Source organism: Bradyrhizobium sp. 61, assembly GCF_023073075.1.
Lineage (GTDB): Bacteria > Pseudomonadota > Alphaproteobacteria > Rhizobiales > Xanthobacteraceae > Bradyrhizobium > Bradyrhizobium barranii.
This window is the reverse complement of record NZ_JADPIU010000082.1, coordinates 184,067-205,032: the sequence shown is the minus strand read 5'-3', so window position 1 is coordinate 205,032 and position 20,966 is coordinate 184,067. Positions and strand designations below refer to the sequence as shown.

Genomic DNA, 20,966 nt, shown 5'->3' with positions numbered 1-20,966 from the left:
TCATTGCTTGGCTACGCCCGCAATGAAGGTTGTTGATGCGAGATCGCACCACGCCCACAGGTGTCGTCCCTGCGAACGCAGGGGACCCATAACCCCAGGGAGGGGTTTGGCGAAGACTAGAAGTTGATCCCGGGTCGGTACAAAGACTGCCCGCACTCGATAGATTACGCGGTATGGGTCCCCGCGTTCGCGGGGACGACAGCGGGGCTACGCCGCCATCTCCCGCGCCCGTCCTCGTGCGCGGTACATCGCGAGCTCGTTCAGCAGCACAAAATGCTCGGAGCAGGCGGCGCCCATCTCGGCAGGCTGCGCGCTCACTTCTTCAGCCGGAACTTCAGCCGGCGCTTCTTCGTCAACCGTCTCAGGAACGAGCGGCGGCGCACTGAGCGCTTCTGGAAACACACTGAATGTGCCCGCTACCTCCTCGAGCGGCTTCTGCTTGTCGGCCCAGTGCAGTGCGGTGTAGTCGAAGCCGTGCACGATGGTGGGTTTGACGACTTCGAAATAGGGCGAGATGTCGAAGTCGCGGGGCATGTAGAGCGAGGAATCGCGGATGTGCAGGATCTCGCGGCGGGCGGCGCGGCTGCCGGCCTTGGTGATCTTCGGCAGGATCGGATAGCGCACGGCATCGAAGGCCTGCGCGATCAGCGCCGAGCAGATGATTTTTGTCGGATCGCCCGAACCGATCGAGATCATGCGCCGCCGCCAGCGTTGCGGGATCGGCAATGGGAACAGGAAGCGCATCAGGTCGACGATGTTCTTGGTGTCATAGCCGAAGCCGATGCGGTTGATCGCATAGCGGCAGACCGTGGTGCGGTCCTCATAGGACAGCCCGACCGGGCGGCAGACGCGAGTGTGATACGGGAAATATTTCGACAGCGGCGCCGAGGTGACGCCCTCGCCGATATTGGCCTCGATCAGCACATGCGGCTCGCCGTTGGGCTCCGTGGCGCCCTCGACCGGACCGACATAGAGCGCGGCATGGGACCAGGTCGACTGCGTCAGATATTTGATGATGCCGGAGATGCGGTTGTTGCCCTCGACCAGCAGCACGTCGCCAGGCTCGATGACGCCGCGCAGGTGCTCCGGGTCGCTCGGCGTGAACGGCTCGTAGCCCGGCACCTCCTTCGAGAGGTACGCGGCAATCAGCTTGCCGACTGAGTCCAGAACCGTCCCCATTTCAAACTCCCCCCACGGCCTTTTCCGGCCGCCTTTTTCCCTTCTCTATCATGGTCGAAACGTGTTGCAATTCGGTTCATCACTCTGTGAGATCAAGCACGATTGATTCACCATGATGGTTGCCGTGCAACACCAGATGCAGCAAGGTTCGCGGGCTGTTCCCGTTCGCCGCAAGTTCCCGGAAACCATGACATGACAATCACGCGCCGCAGCTTCCTATCGGCGTCGGCGGCCCTTGCCGCGATGCCGGTCCTGCGCGCGACTGCCGCACCCCTGCCGCGCGAGGCTGACATCGTCGTGATCGGCGCGGGAGCGGCCGGAATTGCCGCGGCGCGGCGCATCATGGCGGCCAACCGCAAGGTCGTGGTGGTAGAAGCGGCATCCCAGATCGGCGGCCGCTGTATCACGGACAGCACGACCTTCGACGTGCCGTTCGATCGCGGCGCGCGCTGGATGCACAATCCCGAGACCAATCCGATGATCCGGCTGGCGCGCAGTGCCGGGCTCGACGTGCTGCCGGCACTGACCGGCCAGAAGATGCGTATCGGCCGCCGCAATGCGCGCGCGGGCGAGACCGAACAGTTCCTGGCGGCGCTGGTGCGCGCCAACCGCGCCATCGACGAGGCCGGGCGCGGCAAGCTCGATACGGCCTGCGCCTCGGTGCTGCCGAAGGATCTCGGCGACTGGGCCGGTGCGGCCGAATTCGTGCTTGGTGCGAGCTTTGCGGGCAAAGACCTCAAGGAGCTGTCGGCGATCGACAAGGCGCGTGCGCAGGACCGCAACACCGCGATCGCCTGCCGCCAGGGCCTGGGGACCCTGATCACCAGGCTCGGCGAACAGGCGCCGGTGGCGCTGTCGACGCCGGTGAGCAGGATTGTCTGGAGCAATCGCGATGTCAGTGTGGAGACGCCATCCGGCAGGATCGCCGCACGCGCCGCCATCGTCACGGTCTCGACCAATGTGCTGACGTCGGGCGCGATCAAGTTCGGGCCTGATATTCCCAAGCGCACGCTCGACGCGGCGTCGAAGCTCACGCTCGGCAGCTACGATCGCATCGTGCTGCAACTGCCGGGTAATCCGCTGGGGCTCTCGCGCGACGACATCCTCATCGAGCAGAGCAATTCGACGCGCACGGCGCTGATGCTCGCCAATATCGGCGGCTCCTCACTGTGTTCTATCGATGTCGGCGGCTCGTTCGGCCGCGATCTCTCCGAGCAGGGCGAGAAGGCGATGATCGCCTTCGCCAGGGAATGGATCACGAAGCTGTTCGGCAGCGAGGCGGCGGCCGCCGTGCAAAAGACCACCGCGACGCGCTGGAACGCCTCGCCTTTCGTGATGGGCGCGATGTCGGCGTCCTCGCCCGGCGGGCAGCTCTCGCGAAAAATCCTGACCGAGCCGATCGGCAACATGTTCCTCGCCGGCGAAGCCACGCACGAGACGCTGTGGGGCACCGTCGACGGCGCCTGGGAAAGCGGCGAGCGCGCAGCCGATGCGGCCTTGCGCAAGATCGGCGCGCTCAAGGACGAGTCGGCCGACGTGCCGACGCAGTCGACGAAGAAGCGCCGCGCGCCGCGACAGTAGAGCAATTAGCGCAAAATCCTGTCCAGCACCGGCAGCCCCGCGATCACCGCCATCGCGATCAGGCCGTAGCAAATCGCGCGAAACACTTTTTCGCTGGCGCGGCCGAACAGCGACGCACCGAACGCGACGCCTATCGCATAGACCGGGCCGACGATCAGCGACAGCACCAGCGACTCGCGCGAGATCAGGCCGGTCGTCGCGTAGCTGACCATCGAGAAGAAATCCGACGCGCCGAAGAACAGCACGATATTGGCTCGCGCGACGATCGGGGCGATGGGGCGGCCGAGCCAGTAGCCGACGATCGGCGGGCCGCCGGTCTGCGCCAGTCCGCTACAGAAGCCCGAGAGGCCGCCGATGCCGACCGAAAGCCAGGCATGGTCCTTGCCGCGATAGCGCCAGCCGGACAGCAGCAGCAGCAACAGCGCGGCGACGAAGCAGGAGATGATCCAGCGCGTCGTGACGGGCTCGAGCACGCTGAGGAAATAGGTGCCCACCGGCACGCCGACCAGCGCGCCCAGCACGATCACCGCGGTGGCCTTGCGGTCCGCCTTCCGCCACGCGTCGGGCAGCAGCGGCAGGGCCGCGACGAAATCGATCACGAGGAGCAGCGCGGCAACGAGACGCGGCGCCGCGATGCTGCTCGCCAGCGGCATGAAGATCAGCGCCGAGCCGAAGCCGGAGAACCCGCGCGCGGTGCCCGAAACGAAAGCGACGGCGCAGAGCGCCATCGCAATGGTGAGGCTGACGTCCTTCGGAAGAACATCCGCAAGGGTCATCCGCGCAAGACGCCGCCGGTCTTCTTCGTGACTTCCGCCACGATCTTCCCGGCGACGGCCTCGATCTCCTGATCGGTCAGCGTCTTCTCGCGCGGCTGGATCGTCACGGCGATCGCGATCGACTTCTTGCCGTCATCGATGCCCTTGCCCTCGTAGACGTCGAAGACATTCACGCCGGTGATCAGCTTCTTGTCGACGCCTTGCGCGGCGCGAACGATGTCGCCGGCCTTGACGGTGCGGTCGACAATGAAGGCGAAATCGCGCGACACAGGCTGGAAGGCCGAAAGCTCGATCAGGGGCTTGGCGCGGGTCGGCTTCTTCTTCGCCTCGGGGATGCGGTCGAGGATCACCTCGAACACCATCAGCGGGCCGTCGGCGCCGAGCGCCTCGAGCGCGCGCGGATGCATCTCGCCGAAATAGCCGAGCACGTTCTGCGGGCCGATCTGGATCGTGCCGGAACGCCCCGGATGCAGCCAAGCCGGTCCGCCCGCGACGATCTGCAGCGCCTGCATCGGTGCACCGGCAACGGCAAGCACCGCGAGCGCGTCGGCCTTGGCGTCGAACAATTCGGCCTGCGCCGAACCCGACCAATGCCGTCCCAGACCTTCGGACGAAGCAAAGCCGCGGCGCACGCCGCTGGCCGCCATGAACTGATCCTGCGGGCGGTCGCCTTTGAACACCTGGCCGACCTCGAACAGCGCGACATCGCCAAAGCCGCGATCGGCATTGGCCTGCGCCGCCGCGATCAGGCCCGCCAACAGGGTCGGCCGCATGTCGGACAGATCCGAGGCGATCGGGTTGGCGACTTCGAGCTCGCGCTGGCCGCCGCCGAACAGGGTTGCTGCAGACTTCGTGATGAAGGACCAGGTCACCGCTTCGATGATGCCGCGGCTCGCGAGTGCGCGCTTGGCGCGGCGGGTGCGGAGCTGCAGCGGCGTCAGCACCGGCTTGCGCGCGTCCTCGCCGCGCTCGAACGGCGTCATCGGCACCTTGTCGACGCCGTAGATGCGTACGATCTCCTCGACGATGTCGGCCTTGCCATGCACATCGGTGCGCCACGAGGGCACCGCGACCTTCACCACCGGACCCGGGCCGGCCATCATGAAGCCGAGATGGGTCAGGATGCGCTTCATCTCCGGCTGCGGCACCTCGATGCCGGACAGCCGCTTGACCTCGGTAACCGGGAAATCGATCACGCGGTCGTCGCCGAAAGCGTTGCCGACCACGACGTTCTCCGACGGCGCGCCGCCGCACATCTCCATCACGAGCTTGGTCGCGAGCTCCAGCCCCGGCACCATGAAGGCCGGATCGACGCCGCGCTCGAAGCGGTAGCGCGCGTCCGAATTGATGCCGAGCTTGCGCCCGGTCTGGGCGATGTTGATCTCGTTCCACAGCGCCGATTCGATCAGCACGTCGGTGGTGTTCTCGTCGCAGCCCGAGGCTTCGCCGCCCATGATGCCGGCGAGCGATTCGACGCCGTGCTCGTCCGCGATCACGCAGATGGCGGGATCGAGATTGTAGGTGCGGCCGTCGAGCGCCAGCAGCGTCTCGCCGTCGCGGGCGCGGCGCACCACGAGATTGCCCTTCACCTTCTTGGCGTCGAACACGTGCAGCGGACGGGCGCGGTCGTAGGTCATGAAGTTGGTGATGTCGACCAGCGCATTGATCGGACGCAGCCCGATCGCGGTCAGCTGCTTCTGCAGCCATTCCGGCGACGGCCCGTTCTTCACCCCGCGCACGAGGCGCAGCGCGAAGCCCGGACACAGCGTGGCGTCCTCGACCGTGACCTTCACAGGGCACGGGAATTCGCCCTTGATCGGCTTGATCGTGGGGTCCTTGAACTTGCCCATGTCGGCGGCGGCGAGATCGCGGGCGATGCCGTGTACGCCGGTGCAGTCCTGCCGGTTCGGCGTCAGATTGATCTCGACCACGGGGTCACCGAGGCCCGCCCATGCGGCGTAAGCAGCGCCGATCGGCGCATCCGCTGGCAATTCCATGATGCCGTCATGGTCGTTGGAGATCTGGAGCTCGGCCGCCGAGCACAGCATGCCGCGACTCTCGACGCCGCGGATGGTGCCGACACCGAGCGTGATGTCCTTGCCGGGAATGTAGGTCCCCGGCGGTGAGAACACGCTGACCAGGCCCGTGCGCGCATTCGGCGCGCCGCACACGACCTGCACCGGTGCGCCACCATCGCCGGTGTCGACCATGCAGACGCGCAGGCGATCCGCATTCGGATGCTGCTCGGCCGAGATCACCTTCGCGATGGTGAACGGCTTCAGCGCCTTCGCCTTGTCCTCGATGTTCTCGACCTCGAGCCCGATCATGGTGAGCTTGTCGGCGAGCTTTTCCAGGGGCTCGTCGGTGTCGAGATGATCCTTCAGCCAGGAGAGGGTGAATTTCATTGTGTTTCGCTCTCGATCGCGGCGCCGATTGCGCGCATCCCTGAGGATTTAACTCTCTTGTAGCCCTTCTCGCCCGCGCCAGACCCTGCCCAATCAAGCGGGGTATCATCCGGCACGACCAGAAAATCAATTCTGGCTTCTACTTCGCCGTCGGCAAAGTCGTCGATGCGCTGATAATCTTTAATCGCACCTTGCCGGTAGGAAGATTCCGATTTCGAATTATGAAGAGCGAACTTCGCTCCATACTTCAGGCTCTTCTGAAGCACCTCTTCCGCGACAACCCACGAAGTGCTCCAAAAAGTGCCATCGGAATTGAACTTCACCCCGCGATCATTTCTGCAGACGAAATGATACTCCGTAACGAGATCTCCGATTTCTGTATCGGTCGCCTTTCGCATGCGTGGTGAGGCAGGCGGTTTCCGAAGGCCGATCGCCGAATCGCACATTGCAACGAGGTCAGCTGCTCCGTTGCGCTCTGCGTTCTCTCGGACCACCTTGAGTTTCGCAAGCTCGAGTGCAGACAGCTTTTCGATGGTCCAGGTATGAGCGTGAGTTTTAGTCGTCACGAGCTCAGTCCTCCCGCAAGCGTCGGCACTTCGAGCGGCTTGAAGCCGTAATGGGACAGCCAGCGGACGTCGCTGTCGAACAGCTGGCGCAAATCGGCGATGCCGTATTTCAGCATCGCGATGCGGTCGATGCCCATGCCCCAGGCAAAGCCCTGGTACTCGTCGGGATCGATGCCGCAGGCGCGCAGCACGTTCGGATGCACCATGCCGCAGCCGAGAATCTCGAGCCAGTCCTCGCCCTCGCCGAACCGGATCTCGCCCTTGTCGCGGCGGCACTGGATGTCGACTTCCAGCGACGGCTCGGTGAACGGGAAGAACGACGGCCGGAAGCGCATGTTGATGTGGTCGACCTCGAAGAACGCCTTGCAGAACTCGTGCAGGATCCATTTGAGGTGGCCGAGATGCGAGTGCTTGTCGATGACGAGGCCTTCGACCTGGTGGAATTGCGGCGTGTGGGTCGCGTCCGAATCGATGCGGTAGGTGCGGCCCGGGCAGATCACGCGGATCGGCGGCTTCTGGCTCAGCATGGTGCGCACCTGCACCGGCGAGGTGTGGGTTCGCAGCAGCATGCGCGAGCCGTCCTCCTTCGGATGGAAGAAGAAGGTGTCGTGCATCTCGCGGGCGGGATGGCCTTCCGGAAAATTCAGCTTGGTGAAGTTGTAGTCGTCGGTCTCGATGTCGGGGCCTTCCGCGACCGAGAATCCCATGTCGGCGAAGATCGTCGTCAACTCGTCCCAGACCTGGCTCAGCGGATGGATGCGGCCGGCTTCAGTCGGCGCATCGCGCAGCGGCAAGGTGACGTCGATGGTTTCGGATGCGAGCCGCGCGTCGAGCGCCGCCGACTTCAGCACGTCGCGCCGCACGGCGAGGGCCTGGGTGACCTCGTCCTTGGCCTGGTTGATCGCCGCGCCTTGCGTCTTGCGCTCGTCCGGCGACATCTTGCCGAGCGTCGCAAGCAAGGCGGAGATCGAGCCCTTCTTGCCGAGGGACGCGACGCGGACGGCTTCGAGGGCGGCTTCGTCCCCGGCAGCACTGATCTGCGCGAGGATGGATTGGACGAAACTGGCGAGGTCGGACACGGTCGGATCCTTTCAAAACGCTGCCGGTTGTGGCCGCAGCCGGGCCGGAACGTCAAGCCGTATAGCCGTCGTAAATGCAGGGCATTTGAACCCTATAGGCATGGCTGGCACCAACCTGAAGTCGAGGGAGAAGACGATGCGTTTACGATCCTGGGTGGTCGGCTTGAGCTTGGTTCTTTTGGGGAGCGCGGCTCACGCCGCGGAGGAATGCCCGGCCAAATCGACGTCGATGGATGACATCATCGCGGTCCTGAACGCGGCGCCGAGCTGCGACCGTGCCATGACGCTGTTCGATGCTTGCGCATACGGCGCCAGCGGCGACGTGCAATTCGGCGAAGCGGTCGAGAAGAAGTGCGAGGCCGATTTTGTCGGCCGGCTGAGAACGCCGCAGAAGCTCAGCTATCAGCGCGAGTTGCGGGTCTGCGACCGGAAGTACCGGAACAAGTCCGGCACCATGTATATCTCGGCCACGGCCTTCTGCCGGGCGGAGGTCGCCCAGCGTTACTCGCGACGTGCGCTGAAGGCCGGCGGAGCCGGCCGTTAGTGCTGGGCTTGCTCTGAAGCAGCCTCTTAGGCGGCCAGCGCCGCCTTGGCCTTCTCGGCGATCGCCTGGAACGACGCAGGCTCGTGGATCGCGAGATCCGACAGCACCTTGCGGTCCACGGTGATGCCCGACTTGGCGAGACCGTCGATAAATCGGCTGTAGGTCAGGCCGAACGGACGCACGGCGGCGTTGAGACGCTGGATCCAGAGCGCGCGGAAAGTCCGCTTCTTGCGCTTGCGATCACGGAACGCGTACTGCTGGGCCTTTTCCACGGCCGGCTTGGCGGCGCGGATGGTGTTCTTGCGGCGGCCGTAGAAACCCTTGGCGGCCTTGTAGACTTTCTTGTGCTTGGCGTGGGCGGTCACACCGCGTTTGACGCGAGACATGACAAAATCCTTCAGAGATGACTTGGTTTTCGGATCGCCGCGCGAGCGCGGCGGAGGTGGCAATGATCTTCGACGATCTTGGACGCGATCAGGCGTTCGGCAAGAAGTACTTCTTGACGTTGTCGCCGTCGGTCTTGAACAGCACGCGAGTGCCGCGCAGCTGACGGATCTGCTTCTTCGTCCGCTTGATCATGCCGTGACGCTTGCCGCGCTGGGCGTGCATCACTTTGCCGGTGGCAGTCACCTTGAAGCGCTTTTTAGCGCCCGATTTGGTCTTCAGCTTGGGCATTTGGCTCTCCTAATGGCCACAGAAATCCGCCCGCGAAGGCGGCTGGCCGTCAAAAATGCTCGTTAGAGCGTTGATTGTGCTCAGGTTTTACGAACAAGCGCGAAACCCGCACGGACACCGCCACGGCAGCCCTTAATCAGCCGGGCGATGAAGGCTGGGCTTATGACAGAGGACAAGCCAAATGGCAACGCTGAACCGCCGAAACCTGCCCGGCGACTATTCGGAGTTACCACCCATATGTCCAAGCCGTGTCGCCTGGAGCAAGACCAAAATGGCCCATTTTCCCCGATCGCTTTCGTCCTTGACGGACCTCGCCCGCCCGCGCCGCCTGGCGCTGCTTGCCGTGCTCGCCACGGCCATGCTGCCCTCGACCGCCGATGCCCGTATCGGCAGCTATGACGGCATCTGGAACGTCACTTTCGCCACCACGCGGGGCAATTGCAGTTCCGGTTACAGCGTCCCCTTCACCGTCACCGGCGGCCGGGTGTCGTCCGCCGGCGGCGGCCGGGTCTCCGGCACGGTTCGTCGCGGCGGCGCCGTCGCGGTCCAGGTCTCGGTCGGCGCGTCCCACGCCAGCGGGGGCGGCCGGCTCGGCGGGGTGGCCGGTGCAGGCTCCTGGAGCGGCGTCATTTCCGGCGACCGGTGCAGCGGCACCTGGCAGGCGACCCGGTCCTGATACACAAACGGCCCGCCGGAAATCCGGACGGGCCGTTGAACTCTCAGTCCTGAAAAGCGGACGTCAGCGCGGCGCCAGCACCATGACGACCTGACGGCCCTCGAACCTGGCATCCTGCTCGACCTTGGCGAGCTCGGCGACGTCGTTCTTGATCTTGTCCAGAAGCTTGGTGCCGATCTCCTGGTGCGCCATTTCGCGGCCGCGATAGCGCAACGTGATCTTGACCTTGTCACCCTCTTCGAAGAACCGCTGCATCGCGCGCATCTTCACGTCGTAATCGTGGTCGTCGATCATCGGGCGGAGCTTGATCTCCTTGATCTCGACGATCTTCTGCCGCTTGCGGGCTTCGGCGGCCTTTTTCTGGGCGGAATACTTGTACTTCCCGTAGTCCATGATCTTGCAGACGGGAGGGCTGACATTCGGCGAAATCTCGACCAGATCCATGCCAGCTTCCTGGGCCATACGGATGGCCATGACGGTTTCGACCGTGCCCTTGTTGTCACCGGTCTGATCGATCAGCTGGATTTGCGCATTGCGAATATCATCATTGATGCGCGGCCCGTCTTTGCTGGCAACGGGCGGGGCTTTATTGGGACGGCGAATGGGTGGTTCTCCAAAATTGTGAAAGAGGCGGCTAGTCTGAAGGAAGATGCGTTTGCGGGCAAGCAAGTCGCGTGCGGGAGGCGAAAAAGCCTCAAATGCGAGGCATTTTGGTCACGCCCATGGGCACGCTGCAGGACATAGACACCTTGCTTCTGTTCCGCAAGCGTCCCAAAGGGCAATAGCGATGCTGGGCTGGGCCTCGGAACGCATCCAGACAGCTCAAACCGAACAACCAGAGTAAACGTTCCATGAGCAATGCAATTCCCGAAGCCGTGCTCGGCTTCATCGATGTGGGCGAGGGCCCGTCCGCACGCAGGATCGCGGTGCGCAGCCGCGCCGGTCGAGGACCCGGACTGGTCTGGCTCGGCGGGTTCAAGTCGGACATGCAGGGCAGCAAGGCCGTGGCGCTGGATGCCTGGGCCGCGGACCACGGCCGCGCCGCGGTCCGGTTCGACTACTCCGGCCATGGCGAATCCGGCGGCGATTTCGCCGATGGAACCATCGGAAGCTGGCTCGAGGACAGCGTGGCGGTATTCGAGCGGTTCTGCGACGGCCCGCAGGTTCTGATCGGTTCCTCCATGGGCGGCTGGATGGCGCTGCTGCTCGCGCGCGAGATCAGGAAGCGGGCCAGTAAAGCGTCGCTTGCGGGCCTGGTGCTGATCGCGCCGGCGCCCGATTTCACCGAGGAGCTGATGTGGAAGAATTTTTCGGCCGGGGTGAAGAAGGAAATCGAGACCAAGGGCTTCTGGCTGCGGCCGTCGGACTATGGCGATGGCTCGCCTTATCCGATCACGCGGAATCTGATCGAGGAGGGCCGCAATCACCTCGTGCTCGGCAGCGCCATCGATCTCGGCTGTCCCGTCCGCATCCTCCAGGGCGCGCAGGATCCGGATGTGCCCTGGCAGCACGCCTTCGCGCTGACGCATCGCCTGCCGGCCGACGACGTCGTGCTCACCATGATCCAGGATGGCGATCACCGCCTCTCCCGCCCGCAGGACATCGCCCGCATTCTTGCCGCGGTGGCCGAGATCGGGTGAGACTGCCGCGCAACATTCGGTGTCATCGCCCGACTTTGATCGGGCGATCCAGTATTCCAGAGGCCATCGTGCTTTAGCCGAGAAGCCGCGGCGTACTGGATGCCCCGGTCAAGCCGGGGCATGACGGAGAGCGAGAATGGGAGAAATGCCAATGACCGCCACTGCCATGCTGCGCACCTTTTGCGACGCCGTCGAACAGCGTAACGGAAAAGCCTTCGCGGATCTCTTCACCGAGGACGGCGTCTATCACGACGTCTTCTACGGTGCCTTCGAAGGCCGCGAAAAGATCGCAGCGATGGTCGACGACTGGTTCTATCGCACGGCGACCGATTTCCGCTGGGACATGCATGATCCCGTCACCGACGGCACCACGCTCTATGCGCGCTACACTTTCAGCTATCGCTCGACCTTGGCCGAAGCGAACGGCGCGCGGGCGATGTTCGAGGGCGTCGCGATCATGACGCTGCGCGACGGCAAGATCGTGAGCTATCACGAGGTCGCCAACACCGCGCCGGCGTTCGTCGATCTGAAGTTTGCGCCGGAACGGATTGCGAAGATCGTCGGCAAGCAGGGCGCCGAGCTGAAAGCGCGGCCGGAGATGAAGCGGCATCTGGCGTAGCCGCGCGGCCCCTCTCCTCTTGTCATTCCGGGGCGTGCCACTTGGCGCGCGCCCCGGAATGACAGTAACGACTATCGCTTCGACGGATTCGCCATCGGCTTGCGCTGCGCCAGTGCTGCGACCGTGGCGGTGCCGATCGGGCCTTGCTCGTCGTAGAGCCAGCATTCGCCGATCGCGACACCGTCGGTCGCCTGGTGATTGACCACGTCGAAGCCGATCCAGTTCGTCACCGGCAGCCGGTGCAGATAGATCGTCACGTCGCTGTTGATGTAGCCGAGCCCCTTGTCGCCGGCGTTGGCAAAGGGGCTTGCGAAATCGGCGCCGACAGCGACATGCACGAACGGCGTCATCGGCACGCCGGCCACCAGCTCGCGCACCTCGCTCATCCAGAGCCGGCGCGGACCGAGCGAGCCCATATGGCCGACGATCGGCCGCGTCGTCCATTTGCCGTTCATGCCGAGCCTGGGATCGGTCGGCTTGGGAATGTCATCCGGCTTCGGCACATCCCAGTTCGGCGGCGACCAGACGTTGCCGTCCGGATTCTGCGTTTTGCGCAGCAGCTGGCACGAGGCACGCGCCATGCTGACGCCGCCGGAGACAAATTCGGCCTCGACCACGCGAATGCGTAGTCCGTCGCGCACCAGCCGCGTCGTCACCTCGATCGGCTTGTCGATGGTCGGCAGCCGAAACATGTCGACCGTGAGCCGCGCCGGGACGAATTCGGGGCCGCAATGGCGCTCCTCGATGGCGAAGCCCAGCAGGCCGACGATGACGCGTCCGTGCAGCGATTTCGGATCCCAGGGACCGTTGGCCACTTCCGTCGGATGGAATGTATCGCCGTCGCGGGTGAAGAAAGGCATGTTTGTCATGACGCGCGACTTTGAGGAAACGCGTGAGGAAATCAAGGTCCCCCAATCCTCAGGATGAGGGTCAGAAGCAGAGCGCTGTCGCCACAACAACGCTGTCATCGCCCGACTTGATCGGGCGATCCAGTACTCCGAGCCGGTCGTGATTGAAGCGATAAGTCGCGGCGTACTGGATGCCCCGGTCAAGCCGGGGCATGACACCGAGAATTAGGAAACGGTTTGCCACTCTTCACGCACGCTGTCGTCGTGCTCGTTGCTCGCCGCGGCAGACCTCATCGCCTCAAACTCTCCGCGCGACACCAGCTGCTCCAGCGCCCACACCGCAGCGCCACGCACCAAAGCGCTCTCATCGCCGAGCAATCGCCGCGCTTCTTCCGCCAGCATCGCCTCACCGGAGTTACCAATCGCGATCAGCACGTTCCGCAAAAAGCGGTCGCGGCCGATGCGCTTCACCGGCGACTTCGTGAACAGCGCGCGAAACGCGGCGTCGTCGAGCCGTGCGAGTTCGGCAAGCGACGGCGCGCGCAATTCGTCGCGCGCCGCGAGCTTTGCCTCGCGTCCCTCCTGCGCGAACTTGTTCCAGGGACACGCCGCAAGGCAATCGTCGCAGCCATAGATGCGATTGCCGATGGCCTTGCGAAACTCGCGCGGGATCGGTCCCTTGTTCTCGATGGTGAGATACGAGATGCAGCGCCGCGCATCGAGCTTGTAGGGCGCCGGAAACGCCGACGTCGGGCAGATGTCGAGGCACGCCTGGCATGAGCCGCAATGATCGATCTCGGCGTCGTCGCGCGGCAGCTCGAGCGTCGTGTAGATCGCACCGAGGAATAGCCAGGAGCCGAACTCGCGCGAGACGAGATTGGTGTGCTTGCCCTGCCAGCCCAGATGCGCGGCTTGCGCCAACGGCTTCTCCATCACCGCCGCGGTGTCGACGAACACCTTGACGTCCGATGGCGCGGTCGCGACCAGCCAGCGCGCCAGCGCCTTCAAGCGCTTCTTGATAAGATCGTGATAGTCGTCGCCCTGCGCATAGACCGAGATCGCCGCGCGCGTGCGCTGCTGCAGGATCGCGAGCGGATCCTGGTCGGGCCCATAATTGACGCCGAGCATGATGACGCTGCGCACGTCCTGCCACAGCCCGCGCGGATCGACGCGACGCTCGGGGCTCGCGGCAAGCCAGTCCATGTCGCCATGGCCGCCCGAGGCGATGAATTCGAGAAAATGCTTCCCAGCGTTTTCGATCGTGCCGGATGCAGTGATGCCGATGCAGTCGAAGCCGAGCGCGCGTGCCTCGTTTGCAAGCGCCGCCTTCAATTCGGTCGGATCCGAGTTCAGAAGTCGAGGTCCACGTAGGTCCGCGATGCCGGCACGCCCGCCAGCCATTCGCTCAGCAGCGGACGGAACGACGGGCGGGATTTCACCCGCGCGTACCACGCCTTTGCTGCGTCGTCCTCGCTCCATGGCACGTCGCCCAGATAGTCGATCGCCGAGAGATGCGCCGCGGCGGCGAGATCCGCGTAGCTGAGCCGGTCGCCGGCGAGGAAGTTCCGCGTCTGCGCCAGCCAGCCGATATAGGCCAGATGATAGCGCACGTTGGCCTTGGCGGCTCGCATCACGTCGGCCGAGGGCGCGCCGCCGCCGTTCTCCTCGCTCATGAAGCGCTTGTAGATCCGCTCGGTGACCAGAGGATGCGAGACCTCCTCGAAGAATTTCTCGTTGAACCAGGCCATCAGCCGGCGCACCTCGACACGCTCGGCGACCGTTTCCGGCATCAAGCGCTTCGGTCCCATGTCGGCGCCATAGGCCTCATCGACATATTCGGCGATGATCGCCGCGCCCGGTATGGGCGATTGTTCCTTGTCCACCAGGACGGGCGTGGTGCCGGCCGCATTGAGCAGCAAAAATGCCTCACGCCGCTCCCAGCTGCGTTCTTCGACCAGCCGCAATTCGAGCCCGTATTCTCCCGCGATCAGGCGGATGAAACGCGAATGCGGGCAGAACGGATGATGAAACAGCGTAAACATGAAGCCTTTGACTATTTGATGGTGATTAAGAATCCATCAATGTTTGTGCGGCGCCACACTAGTCCTTCAAAACCGCGAGGCAAGGGCGTGACGTCGCATTTTGCGATTGCGAGAGCAGGACGAATAGGCGAGAAGAGCCCCGCTTTTCCAGCGGAAATGGACCGTAAATATGTCAGACGCAATACGGGCAGTGATCCTCGGCATCATCGAGGGTGTGACCGAGTTCCTTCCCGTGTCCTCGACCGGCCACCTTCTGCTCGCGGAGCGCTTCTTCCATCTCGGCGAAGGCGCCTTCTGGGATTCGTTTACCGTTCTGATCCAGCTCGGCGCGATCCTTGCGATCGTCGTGCTGTACTTCAAGAAATTGTGGGACGTCGCGATCGGCATGTTCACCGGCGACGCCTATGCGCGCCGCTTCGTGATCGGCGTGCTGGTGGCGTTCCTGCCCGCGGTCATCGTCGGTCTCGTCGCCGGTAAATACATCAAGAGCCTGCTGTTCAATCCGTGGGTCGTGTGCTTCTCGCTGATCGTCGGCGGCGCCATCCTGCTGTGGGTCGATCGGCTCGATCTCAAGGCGCGCGAGCATGACGCCACCCGCTTTCCGCTGCTGATGTATCTCTATATCGGCATCGCGCAGTGCATCGCGATGATCCCGGGCGTGTCGCGCTCCGGCGCCAGCATCGTCGCCGCGATGTTTCTGGGCGCCGACAAGCGCGCGGCGGCGGAGTTCTCGTTCTTCCTCGCCATCCCCACCATGATCGGCGCGTTCGCCTACGATTTCTACAAGAACCGCTCCGAGATGACGATGGACCACATGGGCATCGTCGCGATCGGCTTCGTGGTGTCGTTCATCACCGCGATCATCGTGGTGAAGACGTTTTTGAGCTACGTCACCCGCCACGGCTTCGCGGTGTTTGCCTGGTGGCGCGTGATCGTCGGCACGCTCGGCCTGATCGCACTGGCGCTCGGCCGTTAACCTCTCGAAAACTCACTGACGCGCCTCAACGCAATATAAGCTTTTGATCGGTAGGCAGTTTCCAGAGCAGGGCGGCGCGCGCCCGGCACAGGAGCTGAGCCATGACCCTCGTCAGCGGCTGGGGGCGTTTCCCGGTCGTCGATAGCGAGCTGCTGCGGCCGCGGTCGTTCGAGGCCGTGGGCGAAGCCGTGGTGACGGGCTCCGTGGCTCGGGGCAATGGCCGCGCCTATGGCGATGCCGCGATCGGCGCCGCAAGGACCATCGCGATGACGGGGTTCGACCGGGTCCGGTCGTTCGATCCCGTGACCGGACGCATCCGGCTCGAAGCCGGCGTGCTGCTGTCGGACCTGATCGACACCTTTGGTCCGTGCGGTTTCCTGCCCTTCGTGGTTCCCGGAACGCGCTTCGTCTCGGTCGGCGGTGCCATTGCCGCCGATGTCCACGGCAAGAACCATCATTGCGAGGGCGGTTTCGGCCGCTATGTCGACAGCATCCTGCTGCGCACCGGGCAGGGCGAGACCATCGAGGCCTCGCGCGAACAGAATTCCGATGCCTTCTTCGCGACCGTCGGCGGCATGGGCCTCACCGGGGTGATCCTCGAGGCGACGATGCGGCTACGACCGGTCGAAACGGGGTGGATCCGCGAGCGGGTGATCTCCGCATCCGATCTCGATGCCGCGATGCGTGCGCTCGATGCGGGCGATTCCGCGACCTATTCGGTGGCCTGGATCGATTGTGCCGCACGCGGCAGCGATCTCGGCCGCTCGCTGATCTATCTCGGCGAGCACGCAAGGACGGGCGAGATTGCCGACGGCGCCGGTGCATTTCCCGCTGGCAAAAATCCCGGCCTCGCGGTGCCCGTCGACCTGCCGTCGATGACGCTGAACCGCTACAGCATCCGCGCCTTCAACGAGCTCTACTATCGCATGGGCGCGCGGCGCGCCGGCGGCGGCCATGTGGTCTCGCTCTATCCGTATTTCTTCCCGCTCGACAGTATCGCCGACTGGAACCGCATCTACGGCCGGCGCGGCTTCCTCCAGCATCAATGCGTGATCCCGGAGCTGGGCGCCCGCGCCGTGCTCGGCGAGATCCTCGATCGCGTCGCCCGGCGCGGCGATGCCTCCTTCCTCGCGGTGCTCAAGAAACTTGGCCAGGGCGACGGCATCCTGTCGTTCCCGCTGCCCGGCTACGCGCTGGCGCTGGATTTCCCGGTGAAGGGCGACATCCTGAATTTCCTCGACGAGATCGATCGCCTGGTCGTCGCCGCCGGTGGCCGGCTTTATCTGGCCAAGGATGCACGCCAGTCGCGCGCCACGTTCGAAGCTGGCTATCCGGCCTTGCGGCGCTTCAACGCGATCCGCAAATCGCTCGATCCCGCCGGGACCATCCGCTCAAAACTTTCACAACGCCTGTTCGATGAGGTTTAAGCCGTGACGTCACGCAAGTCCGCAATTGTGCTCGGTGGCTCCTCCGATATCGGCCGCGCCGCCGCGCGCGCCTTTGCCAAGGCCGGATACGATGTCGCCCTCGCAGGCCGTGACGTCGCCGCACTCGAGCCTGACGCCGCCGATCTGCGCGCGCGCTACAATGTCGAGGTTGGCCTCCACACATTCGATGTGCTCGATACCGCTTCGTTCGAGGGCTTTGTGAGCGGCCTTGCTGCGTTGCCTGATGTCGTCATCTCGATCGTCGGCCTACTGGGCGCGCAGCAAAATGCCGAGAGCGATCTCGCGCATGCCACCACGATCATGCGCTCGAACTACGAGGGCCCCTCGCTGATTCTCGGCCTGTTCGCGGAGAAATTTTTGGCACGCGGCAGTGGTACGCTCGTCGGCGTCTCATCCGTCGCCGGCGATCGTGGCCGCGCTTCCAATTATGTCTACGGATCGGCGAAGGCAGGCTTCTCCGCCTTCCTGTCGGGCCTGCGCGCCCGCGCCAGCCGCGGCGGCGTTCACGTCGTCACGGTGAAGCCCGGCTTCGTCCGGACGAAAATGACGGAAGGCATGAAGTTGATCGGCCCGCTCACCGTCGAAGCGCCGGTCGTCGGCGATGCGATCCTCAACGCCGTCGAGAAGAAGACCGACGTCGTCTATGTCAGCGGCAAATGGCGTCTCGTGATGCTGATCATCAAGACGCTGCCGGAAGCGGTGTTCAAGAAGCTGAAGTTTTGAGGCTTGAAGGAATTGCGCAGCTGCCGCGCCGGCAGTGCGCCCCCTCGCCCCGTTCTTACGGGGAGAGGGTTGGGGTGAGGGGCCTCTCTCCGCGCATACAACTGCCGAGGGACCTGTACCCCCTCACCCGGATCGCAAGAGCGATCCGACCTCTCCCCGCAGGCGGGGCGAGGTGAAGAAAAACCTCAAACGCTCATTCGCTGGAACTGCCCGGCCGCGCGAAAACGCCAGAGATATTGCGGGGCGATGGCCTCCAGCGAATCCCCGGCAATGCCGAGGCCTTCCAGCGTCAGCCCCGCCGCCTTGGCCGCCTCCGACACGACATTGTCGTGCTCGAGCAGCGTGACCTGGTCCGGCGTAAGCTTCAGCGCACCCGGCGCGAATTGCAGGAAGTTGGCCTGGAAGCGAGCAAGGCCGAACGACAGCGGGACCAGCGCCCGCTTGCGGTCGGTGATGGCCAAAATGGCCTCGATGATCTCGCGCATGGTCAGCACTTCCGGCCCGCCGAGCTCGTAGGTCGCGCCCGCCTTGGCCTTGCCGTCGACCGCATCCGCGATCGCGGTGGCGACGTCGCCGACATAGACCGGCTGCATCCTGGTCTCGCCGCCGATCAGCGGCAGCACCGGCGACATCCGCGCCAGCGCGGCAAAACGGTTGGTGAACTGGTCCTCGGGGCCGAACATCACGGAGGGACGGAAGATGGTGGCCGAGGGCACCGCGGCCAGCACCGCCGCCTCGCCGGCCGCCTTGGCCTTGGCATAGCGCGAGGGCGATTCCGCATCGGCGCCGATCGCCGAGACATGCACCAGGCGCGCCCCGGCAGCGGCCGCCGCCTTGGCGACGGTCTCGGCGCCCCTGGCCTGGACGGCGTCAAAGCTCTGCGCGCCGCCCTCGGTGAGGATGCCGACCAGATTGATCACGACATGCGAATCACGCAGCGCCGCCTCGACCGAGGCCGGATAGCGCAGATTCGCCTGCACGGTGTGGACCTGCCCGACCTTGCCGGACGGCTGGAGGTACCCGGCCAGTTCCGGCCGGCGCACCGCGACCCGGACCCGGTAATCCCGCCGGCACAGCGCGCGGACGACATTCCGGCCCAAAAACCCCGATCCGCCGAAAACCGTGACGAGAGTTTCCAGATTCGATGCCATGGGATCCATTCCTGGGGTCCATTCCTGCGGAAAGAGTGCGTGTTATCAGGCTTGTATCGGGCCGGTTTGCGATGCGCAATCCGCATCCCCGCGCAGGTGCCAAGCAGCATTTGACAACCGCGTCACCGAACCGTAGTAACCGCCTCCGTGCCCCAAACGGCATGCCCAGGTGGTGGAATTGGTAGACGCGCTGGCTTCAGGTGCCAGTGGCTTAACGGCCGTGAAGGTTCGAGTCCTTTCCTGGGCACCATACAATTCTGGAAAATGAGCAATTCCAGTTAGTTGAGCCCCATCTGCGTGCTTGGACGGCTCCCTTGGCCACGGGTGGTTTTGTCTCGCCCGGCGAGCGCGCTCAGGCCATCTACTCCCTCCTGGCGAGGATGGCGGCCGCGGGCTCCTGGCTTGCAAGAATACGCTCGCCGTGTCGGCACCCGCGCTTCCTATTTCGCAGAGCGTTTGCGCTGGATGCGACCGCCCGGTTTGCTGGCCCACAAATACAAACCGCTCACCAGCACCATGATCGTCACGATGTCGAAAAACGCCCAGACGAGCTTGGGCGCCAGGCCGGGAAACGTCGTCGGAAAATGCAACGGCTCGGCGATCAGCAGCGCCTTCGTGACACCCGTCGGCTCGAATACGTCCGACACGCCACCGGTATGGGCGTCGATGAGCACCGCGTAGAAGAGCTCCTGTGTCATCATTTGTCCGTCCTTCATCAGAACCACGTAGTGGTTGGACGGACTGATCTCAGCGTTCGGGAACAACAACGACATCACTCGCGCTGCTGGCACCTTGCCGCGGGCAGCAGCAATCGCAGCTTCGATTGACCCAGGCCGATCGACCTCGTCCATTCGCCCTGCCTGGGTCATGACGACCCGCCGCCGAATCTCGTCGGACATGGCTGTCCTTACCGAAGTGGAAACGGGGCCATGCAGGGTGTTAATTGCTCCGGTCGTGGCAACGAGGAGCAGCCATGCCATCGTAATGATGCCCGTCAGATTGTGCAGGTCGAGCCACAATAGTTTTCGGCTCTTGTTCGTGCGAACCGTGCCAAATCCAAATCGGCGGACGAATGGCGGATAGAGTATCAAGCCCGAGATGACAGAGGCGATGACGACGAGTGCCATGCCGGCAAGGAACAAGCCGCCGGGCAGCCCCAGATACAAATCCGCGTGCAGCGTGTGCAGGAATTGCATCACGGGACTACGCCGTTGCGGCATCGTTGTGAGCTGACCGGTGCGAAGGTCGATCGCCTCGCGGTGTATCCGGGTGGGTCCGGCATCCGGGGTTGGCGCCGAGCGCGTCTCCACGATTGGCCACCGCTTGGCAAATTCGAGTGAGATCATCGTATCGCCGGGGTGTCTCGCCAGCGTTGCCGCGACGATGGAATCAAGCGTTGGCGCGCCATTGCTTGCCGGGACTTCGGCCAACATTCCCGATGAACCAAACGCCTCGTCGATCTCCTTTTGGAATATCAGCGGCAAGCCCGTCAGGGAGAGGATCAGCAGGAACAGCGTCGAGATGATGCTCGTCCAGCGGTGGATGCCGGCCCACGTCCGCAGCGATCGCATGTTGGGTCGCTTCCGCGCGGCGGTACGCGACGCATTTACCAGTAGCGATGTCATGTCGGGTCTTGAGTCCCCAGCAATTGCGCGTCTGTGACAATTGACCGCGGTGGTTTCGCGCGGTCTGCCTCATGGCTCGTCGCGATCCCATCCGGCGCGTTGCGGTCTTACGAAGTTTTTCGAATCGTGCGTTCGGGCGGCAGCAAAAGGCTTTCGCGCTTACCAACAATCGATGCGATGTGAAATCGAAACGTAGAGCGGCGCGCCAGGATCACCTGGAAGCTTAGATGCCTTCTAGTTGGCATGGATTTTCCCGAATGCTTATTCGCTCTCGTCCCAAGCGATTCGTGTCTGGGACGGGGCATCAAGAAGAAAAGACTCCGGGGACTGCATGCTTAACGACGTGACCTTCTCGCGCGCATTCGGGCTTGCGTGCGTGTCAGTGTTTTTGACCACGACCTCATCCGTCGCAC

The 20,966-nt window shown here is 64.1% G+C and carries 21 protein-coding genes and 1 tRNA gene; 9 read left to right on the top strand and 13 right to left on the bottom strand.

Going from position 1 to position 20,966, the window contains the following annotated elements; genetic code table 11:
- Window positions 1-207: 207 nt before the first annotated feature.
- The gene (locus IVB46_RS31855; protein ID WP_247306314.1) at window positions 208-1,179 is read right to left on the bottom strand and encodes a YiiX/YebB-like N1pC/P60 family cysteine hydrolase; all 972 of its coding nucleotides are present in this window, start codon (window positions 1,177-1,179) and stop codon (window positions 208-210) included.
- Between the two features lie 192 nt (window positions 1,180-1,371).
- Between IVB46_RS31855 and IVB46_RS31850 the strand changes: the two genes are divergently transcribed.
- Window positions 1,372-2,760 (top strand): NAD(P)/FAD-dependent oxidoreductase, encoded by a 1,389-nt coding sequence (locus IVB46_RS31850; protein WP_247306311.1) that lies wholly within the window; start codon window positions 1,372-1,374, stop codon window positions 2,758-2,760.
- 5 nt (window positions 2,761-2,765) lie between these two features.
- Here IVB46_RS31850 and IVB46_RS31845 read toward each other — a convergent pair whose 3' ends face one another.
- Genes IVB46_RS31845 through pheS form a run of 4 tightly spaced genes read right to left on the bottom strand, consistent with a single transcriptional unit; the run spans window position 2,766 to window position 7,586 of the window.
- Window positions 2,766-3,536, bottom strand: coding sequence for a sulfite exporter TauE/SafE family protein (locus IVB46_RS31845; protein WP_247344243.1), 771 nt, complete (start codon window positions 3,534-3,536; stop codon window positions 2,766-2,768).
- The gene (gene pheT / locus IVB46_RS31840; protein ID WP_247306307.1) at window positions 3,533-5,941 is read right to left on the bottom strand and encodes a phenylalanine--tRNA ligase subunit beta; all 2,409 of its coding nucleotides are present in this window, start codon (window positions 5,939-5,941) and stop codon (window positions 3,533-3,535) included. The genes IVB46_RS31845 and pheT overlap by 4 nt, the downstream gene beginning before the upstream one ends.
- Window positions 5,938-6,507, bottom strand: coding sequence for a hypothetical protein (locus IVB46_RS31835; protein WP_247306304.1), 570 nt, complete (start codon window positions 6,505-6,507; stop codon window positions 5,938-5,940). Before IVB46_RS31835 ends, pheT begins: the two co-directional genes overlap by 4 nt.
- Entirely contained in the window at window positions 6,504-7,586 is a 1,083-nt protein-coding gene (gene pheS, locus IVB46_RS31830) for a phenylalanine--tRNA ligase subunit alpha (RefSeq protein ID WP_247344240.1), read from the bottom strand. Before pheS ends, IVB46_RS31835 begins: the two co-directional genes overlap by 4 nt.
- 136 nt (window positions 7,587-7,722) lie before the next feature.
- Here pheS and IVB46_RS31825 point away from each other — a divergent pair, with 136 nt between their 5' ends.
- Window positions 7,723-8,130: a hypothetical protein gene (locus IVB46_RS31825; protein ID WP_028148823.1), complete on the top strand. Its 408-nt coding sequence runs from the start codon at window positions 7,723-7,725 to the stop codon at window positions 8,128-8,130.
- A 26-nt stretch (window positions 8,131-8,156) separates the two neighbouring features.
- On the opposite strand, the gene rplT is transcribed toward IVB46_RS31825, so the two are convergent.
- Window positions 8,157-8,516 carry a 50S ribosomal protein L20 gene (rplT, locus tag IVB46_RS31820; RefSeq protein WP_014490867.1) on the bottom strand — a complete coding sequence of 120 codons (360 nt, stop codon included), beginning with the start codon at window positions 8,514-8,516 and terminating at the stop codon, window positions 8,157-8,159.
- An 88-nt stretch (window positions 8,517-8,604) separates the two neighbouring features.
- Window positions 8,605-8,805, bottom strand: a complete 201-nt coding sequence (rpmI, locus tag IVB46_RS31815) for a 50S ribosomal protein L35 (protein ID WP_008539890.1) — start codon at window positions 8,803-8,805, stop codon at window positions 8,605-8,607.
- Window positions 8,806-9,076: 271 nt separating this feature from the next.
- On the opposite strand from rpmI, the gene IVB46_RS31810 reads away from it, so the two are divergent.
- Window positions 9,077-9,481, top strand: a complete 405-nt coding sequence (locus tag IVB46_RS31810) for a hypothetical protein (RefSeq protein WP_247306298.1) — start codon at window positions 9,077-9,079, stop codon at window positions 9,479-9,481.
- Window positions 9,482-9,544: 63 nt separating this feature from the next.
- Here IVB46_RS31810 and infC read toward each other — a convergent pair whose 3' ends face one another.
- Entirely contained in the window at window positions 9,545-10,084 is a 540-nt protein-coding gene (infC, locus tag IVB46_RS31805) for a translation initiation factor IF-3 (RefSeq protein WP_071917037.1), read from the bottom strand.
- 248 nt (window positions 10,085-10,332) lie between these two features.
- Here infC and IVB46_RS31800 point away from each other — a divergent pair, with 248 nt between their 5' ends.
- Both IVB46_RS31800 and IVB46_RS31795 read left to right on the top strand, forming a co-directional pair.
- Complete coding sequence (locus IVB46_RS31800; RefSeq protein ID WP_247306294.1) at window positions 10,333-11,121, top strand: alpha/beta hydrolase; 789 nt, start codon at window positions 10,333-10,335, stop codon at window positions 11,119-11,121.
- A gap of 151 nt (window positions 11,122-11,272) precedes the next feature.
- A complete protein-coding gene (locus IVB46_RS31795) occupies window positions 11,273-11,740 on the top strand; it encodes a nuclear transport factor 2 family protein (protein WP_247306278.1) in 468 nt (155 codons plus the stop codon).
- A 71-nt stretch (window positions 11,741-11,811) separates the two neighbouring features.
- Here IVB46_RS31795 and IVB46_RS31790 read toward each other — a convergent pair whose 3' ends face one another.
- From IVB46_RS31790 to IVB46_RS31780, 3 genes are all read right to left on the bottom strand, one after another.
- A complete protein-coding gene (locus tag IVB46_RS31790; RefSeq protein ID WP_247306275.1) occupies window positions 11,812-12,609 on the bottom strand; it encodes an acyl-CoA thioesterase domain-containing protein in 798 nt (265 codons plus the stop codon).
- A 204-nt stretch (window positions 12,610-12,813) separates the two neighbouring features.
- On the bottom strand, window positions 12,814-13,989 hold the full coding sequence (gene queG / locus IVB46_RS31785; protein WP_247344236.1) for a tRNA epoxyqueuosine(34) reductase QueG: 1,176 nt from the start codon (window positions 13,987-13,989) through the stop codon (window positions 12,814-12,816).
- Complete coding sequence (locus IVB46_RS31780; RefSeq protein WP_247306269.1) at window positions 13,938-14,630, bottom strand: glutathione S-transferase family protein; 693 nt, start codon at window positions 14,628-14,630, stop codon at window positions 13,938-13,940. Before IVB46_RS31780 ends, queG begins: the two co-directional genes overlap by 52 nt.
- A gap of 169 nt (window positions 14,631-14,799) precedes the next feature.
- On the opposite strand from IVB46_RS31780, the gene IVB46_RS31775 reads away from it, so the two are divergent.
- The 3 genes from IVB46_RS31775 to IVB46_RS31765 all read left to right on the top strand — a co-directional run bounded on the left by IVB46_RS31775 (window position 14,800) and on the right by IVB46_RS31765 (window position 17,777).
- The gene (locus IVB46_RS31775) at window positions 14,800-15,606 is read left to right on the top strand and encodes an undecaprenyl-diphosphate phosphatase (protein ID WP_063980219.1); all 807 of its coding nucleotides are present in this window, start codon (window positions 14,800-14,802) and stop codon (window positions 15,604-15,606) included.
- A 101-nt stretch (window positions 15,607-15,707) separates the two neighbouring features.
- On the top strand, window positions 15,708-17,033 hold the full coding sequence (locus tag IVB46_RS31770) for an FAD-binding oxidoreductase (protein ID WP_247306266.1): 1,326 nt from the start codon (window positions 15,708-15,710) through the stop codon (window positions 17,031-17,033).
- A 3-nt stretch (window positions 17,034-17,036) separates the two neighbouring features.
- Window positions 17,037-17,777, top strand: a complete 741-nt coding sequence (locus tag IVB46_RS31765) for an SDR family oxidoreductase (RefSeq protein WP_247306246.1) — start codon at window positions 17,037-17,039, stop codon at window positions 17,775-17,777.
- Between the two features lie 185 nt (window positions 17,778-17,962).
- Here the strand turns inward: IVB46_RS31765 and IVB46_RS31760 are convergent, their stop codons facing one another.
- Window positions 17,963-18,928 (bottom strand): complex I NDUFA9 subunit family protein, encoded by a 966-nt coding sequence (locus IVB46_RS31760; protein ID WP_071917038.1) that lies wholly within the window; start codon window positions 18,926-18,928, stop codon window positions 17,963-17,965.
- A gap of 163 nt (window positions 18,929-19,091) precedes the next feature.
- Between IVB46_RS31760 and IVB46_RS31755 the strand changes: the two genes are divergently transcribed.
- Window positions 19,092-19,178: transfer RNA gene (locus tag IVB46_RS31755), tRNA-Leu, on the top strand.
- A 190-nt stretch (window positions 19,179-19,368) separates the two neighbouring features.
- Here IVB46_RS31755 and IVB46_RS31750 read toward each other — a convergent pair.
- The gene (locus IVB46_RS31750) at window positions 19,369-20,553 is read right to left on the bottom strand and encodes a PepSY-associated TM helix domain-containing protein (protein ID WP_247306242.1); all 1,185 of its coding nucleotides are present in this window, start codon (window positions 20,551-20,553) and stop codon (window positions 19,369-19,371) included.
- Window positions 20,554-20,966 lie beyond the last annotated feature (413 nt).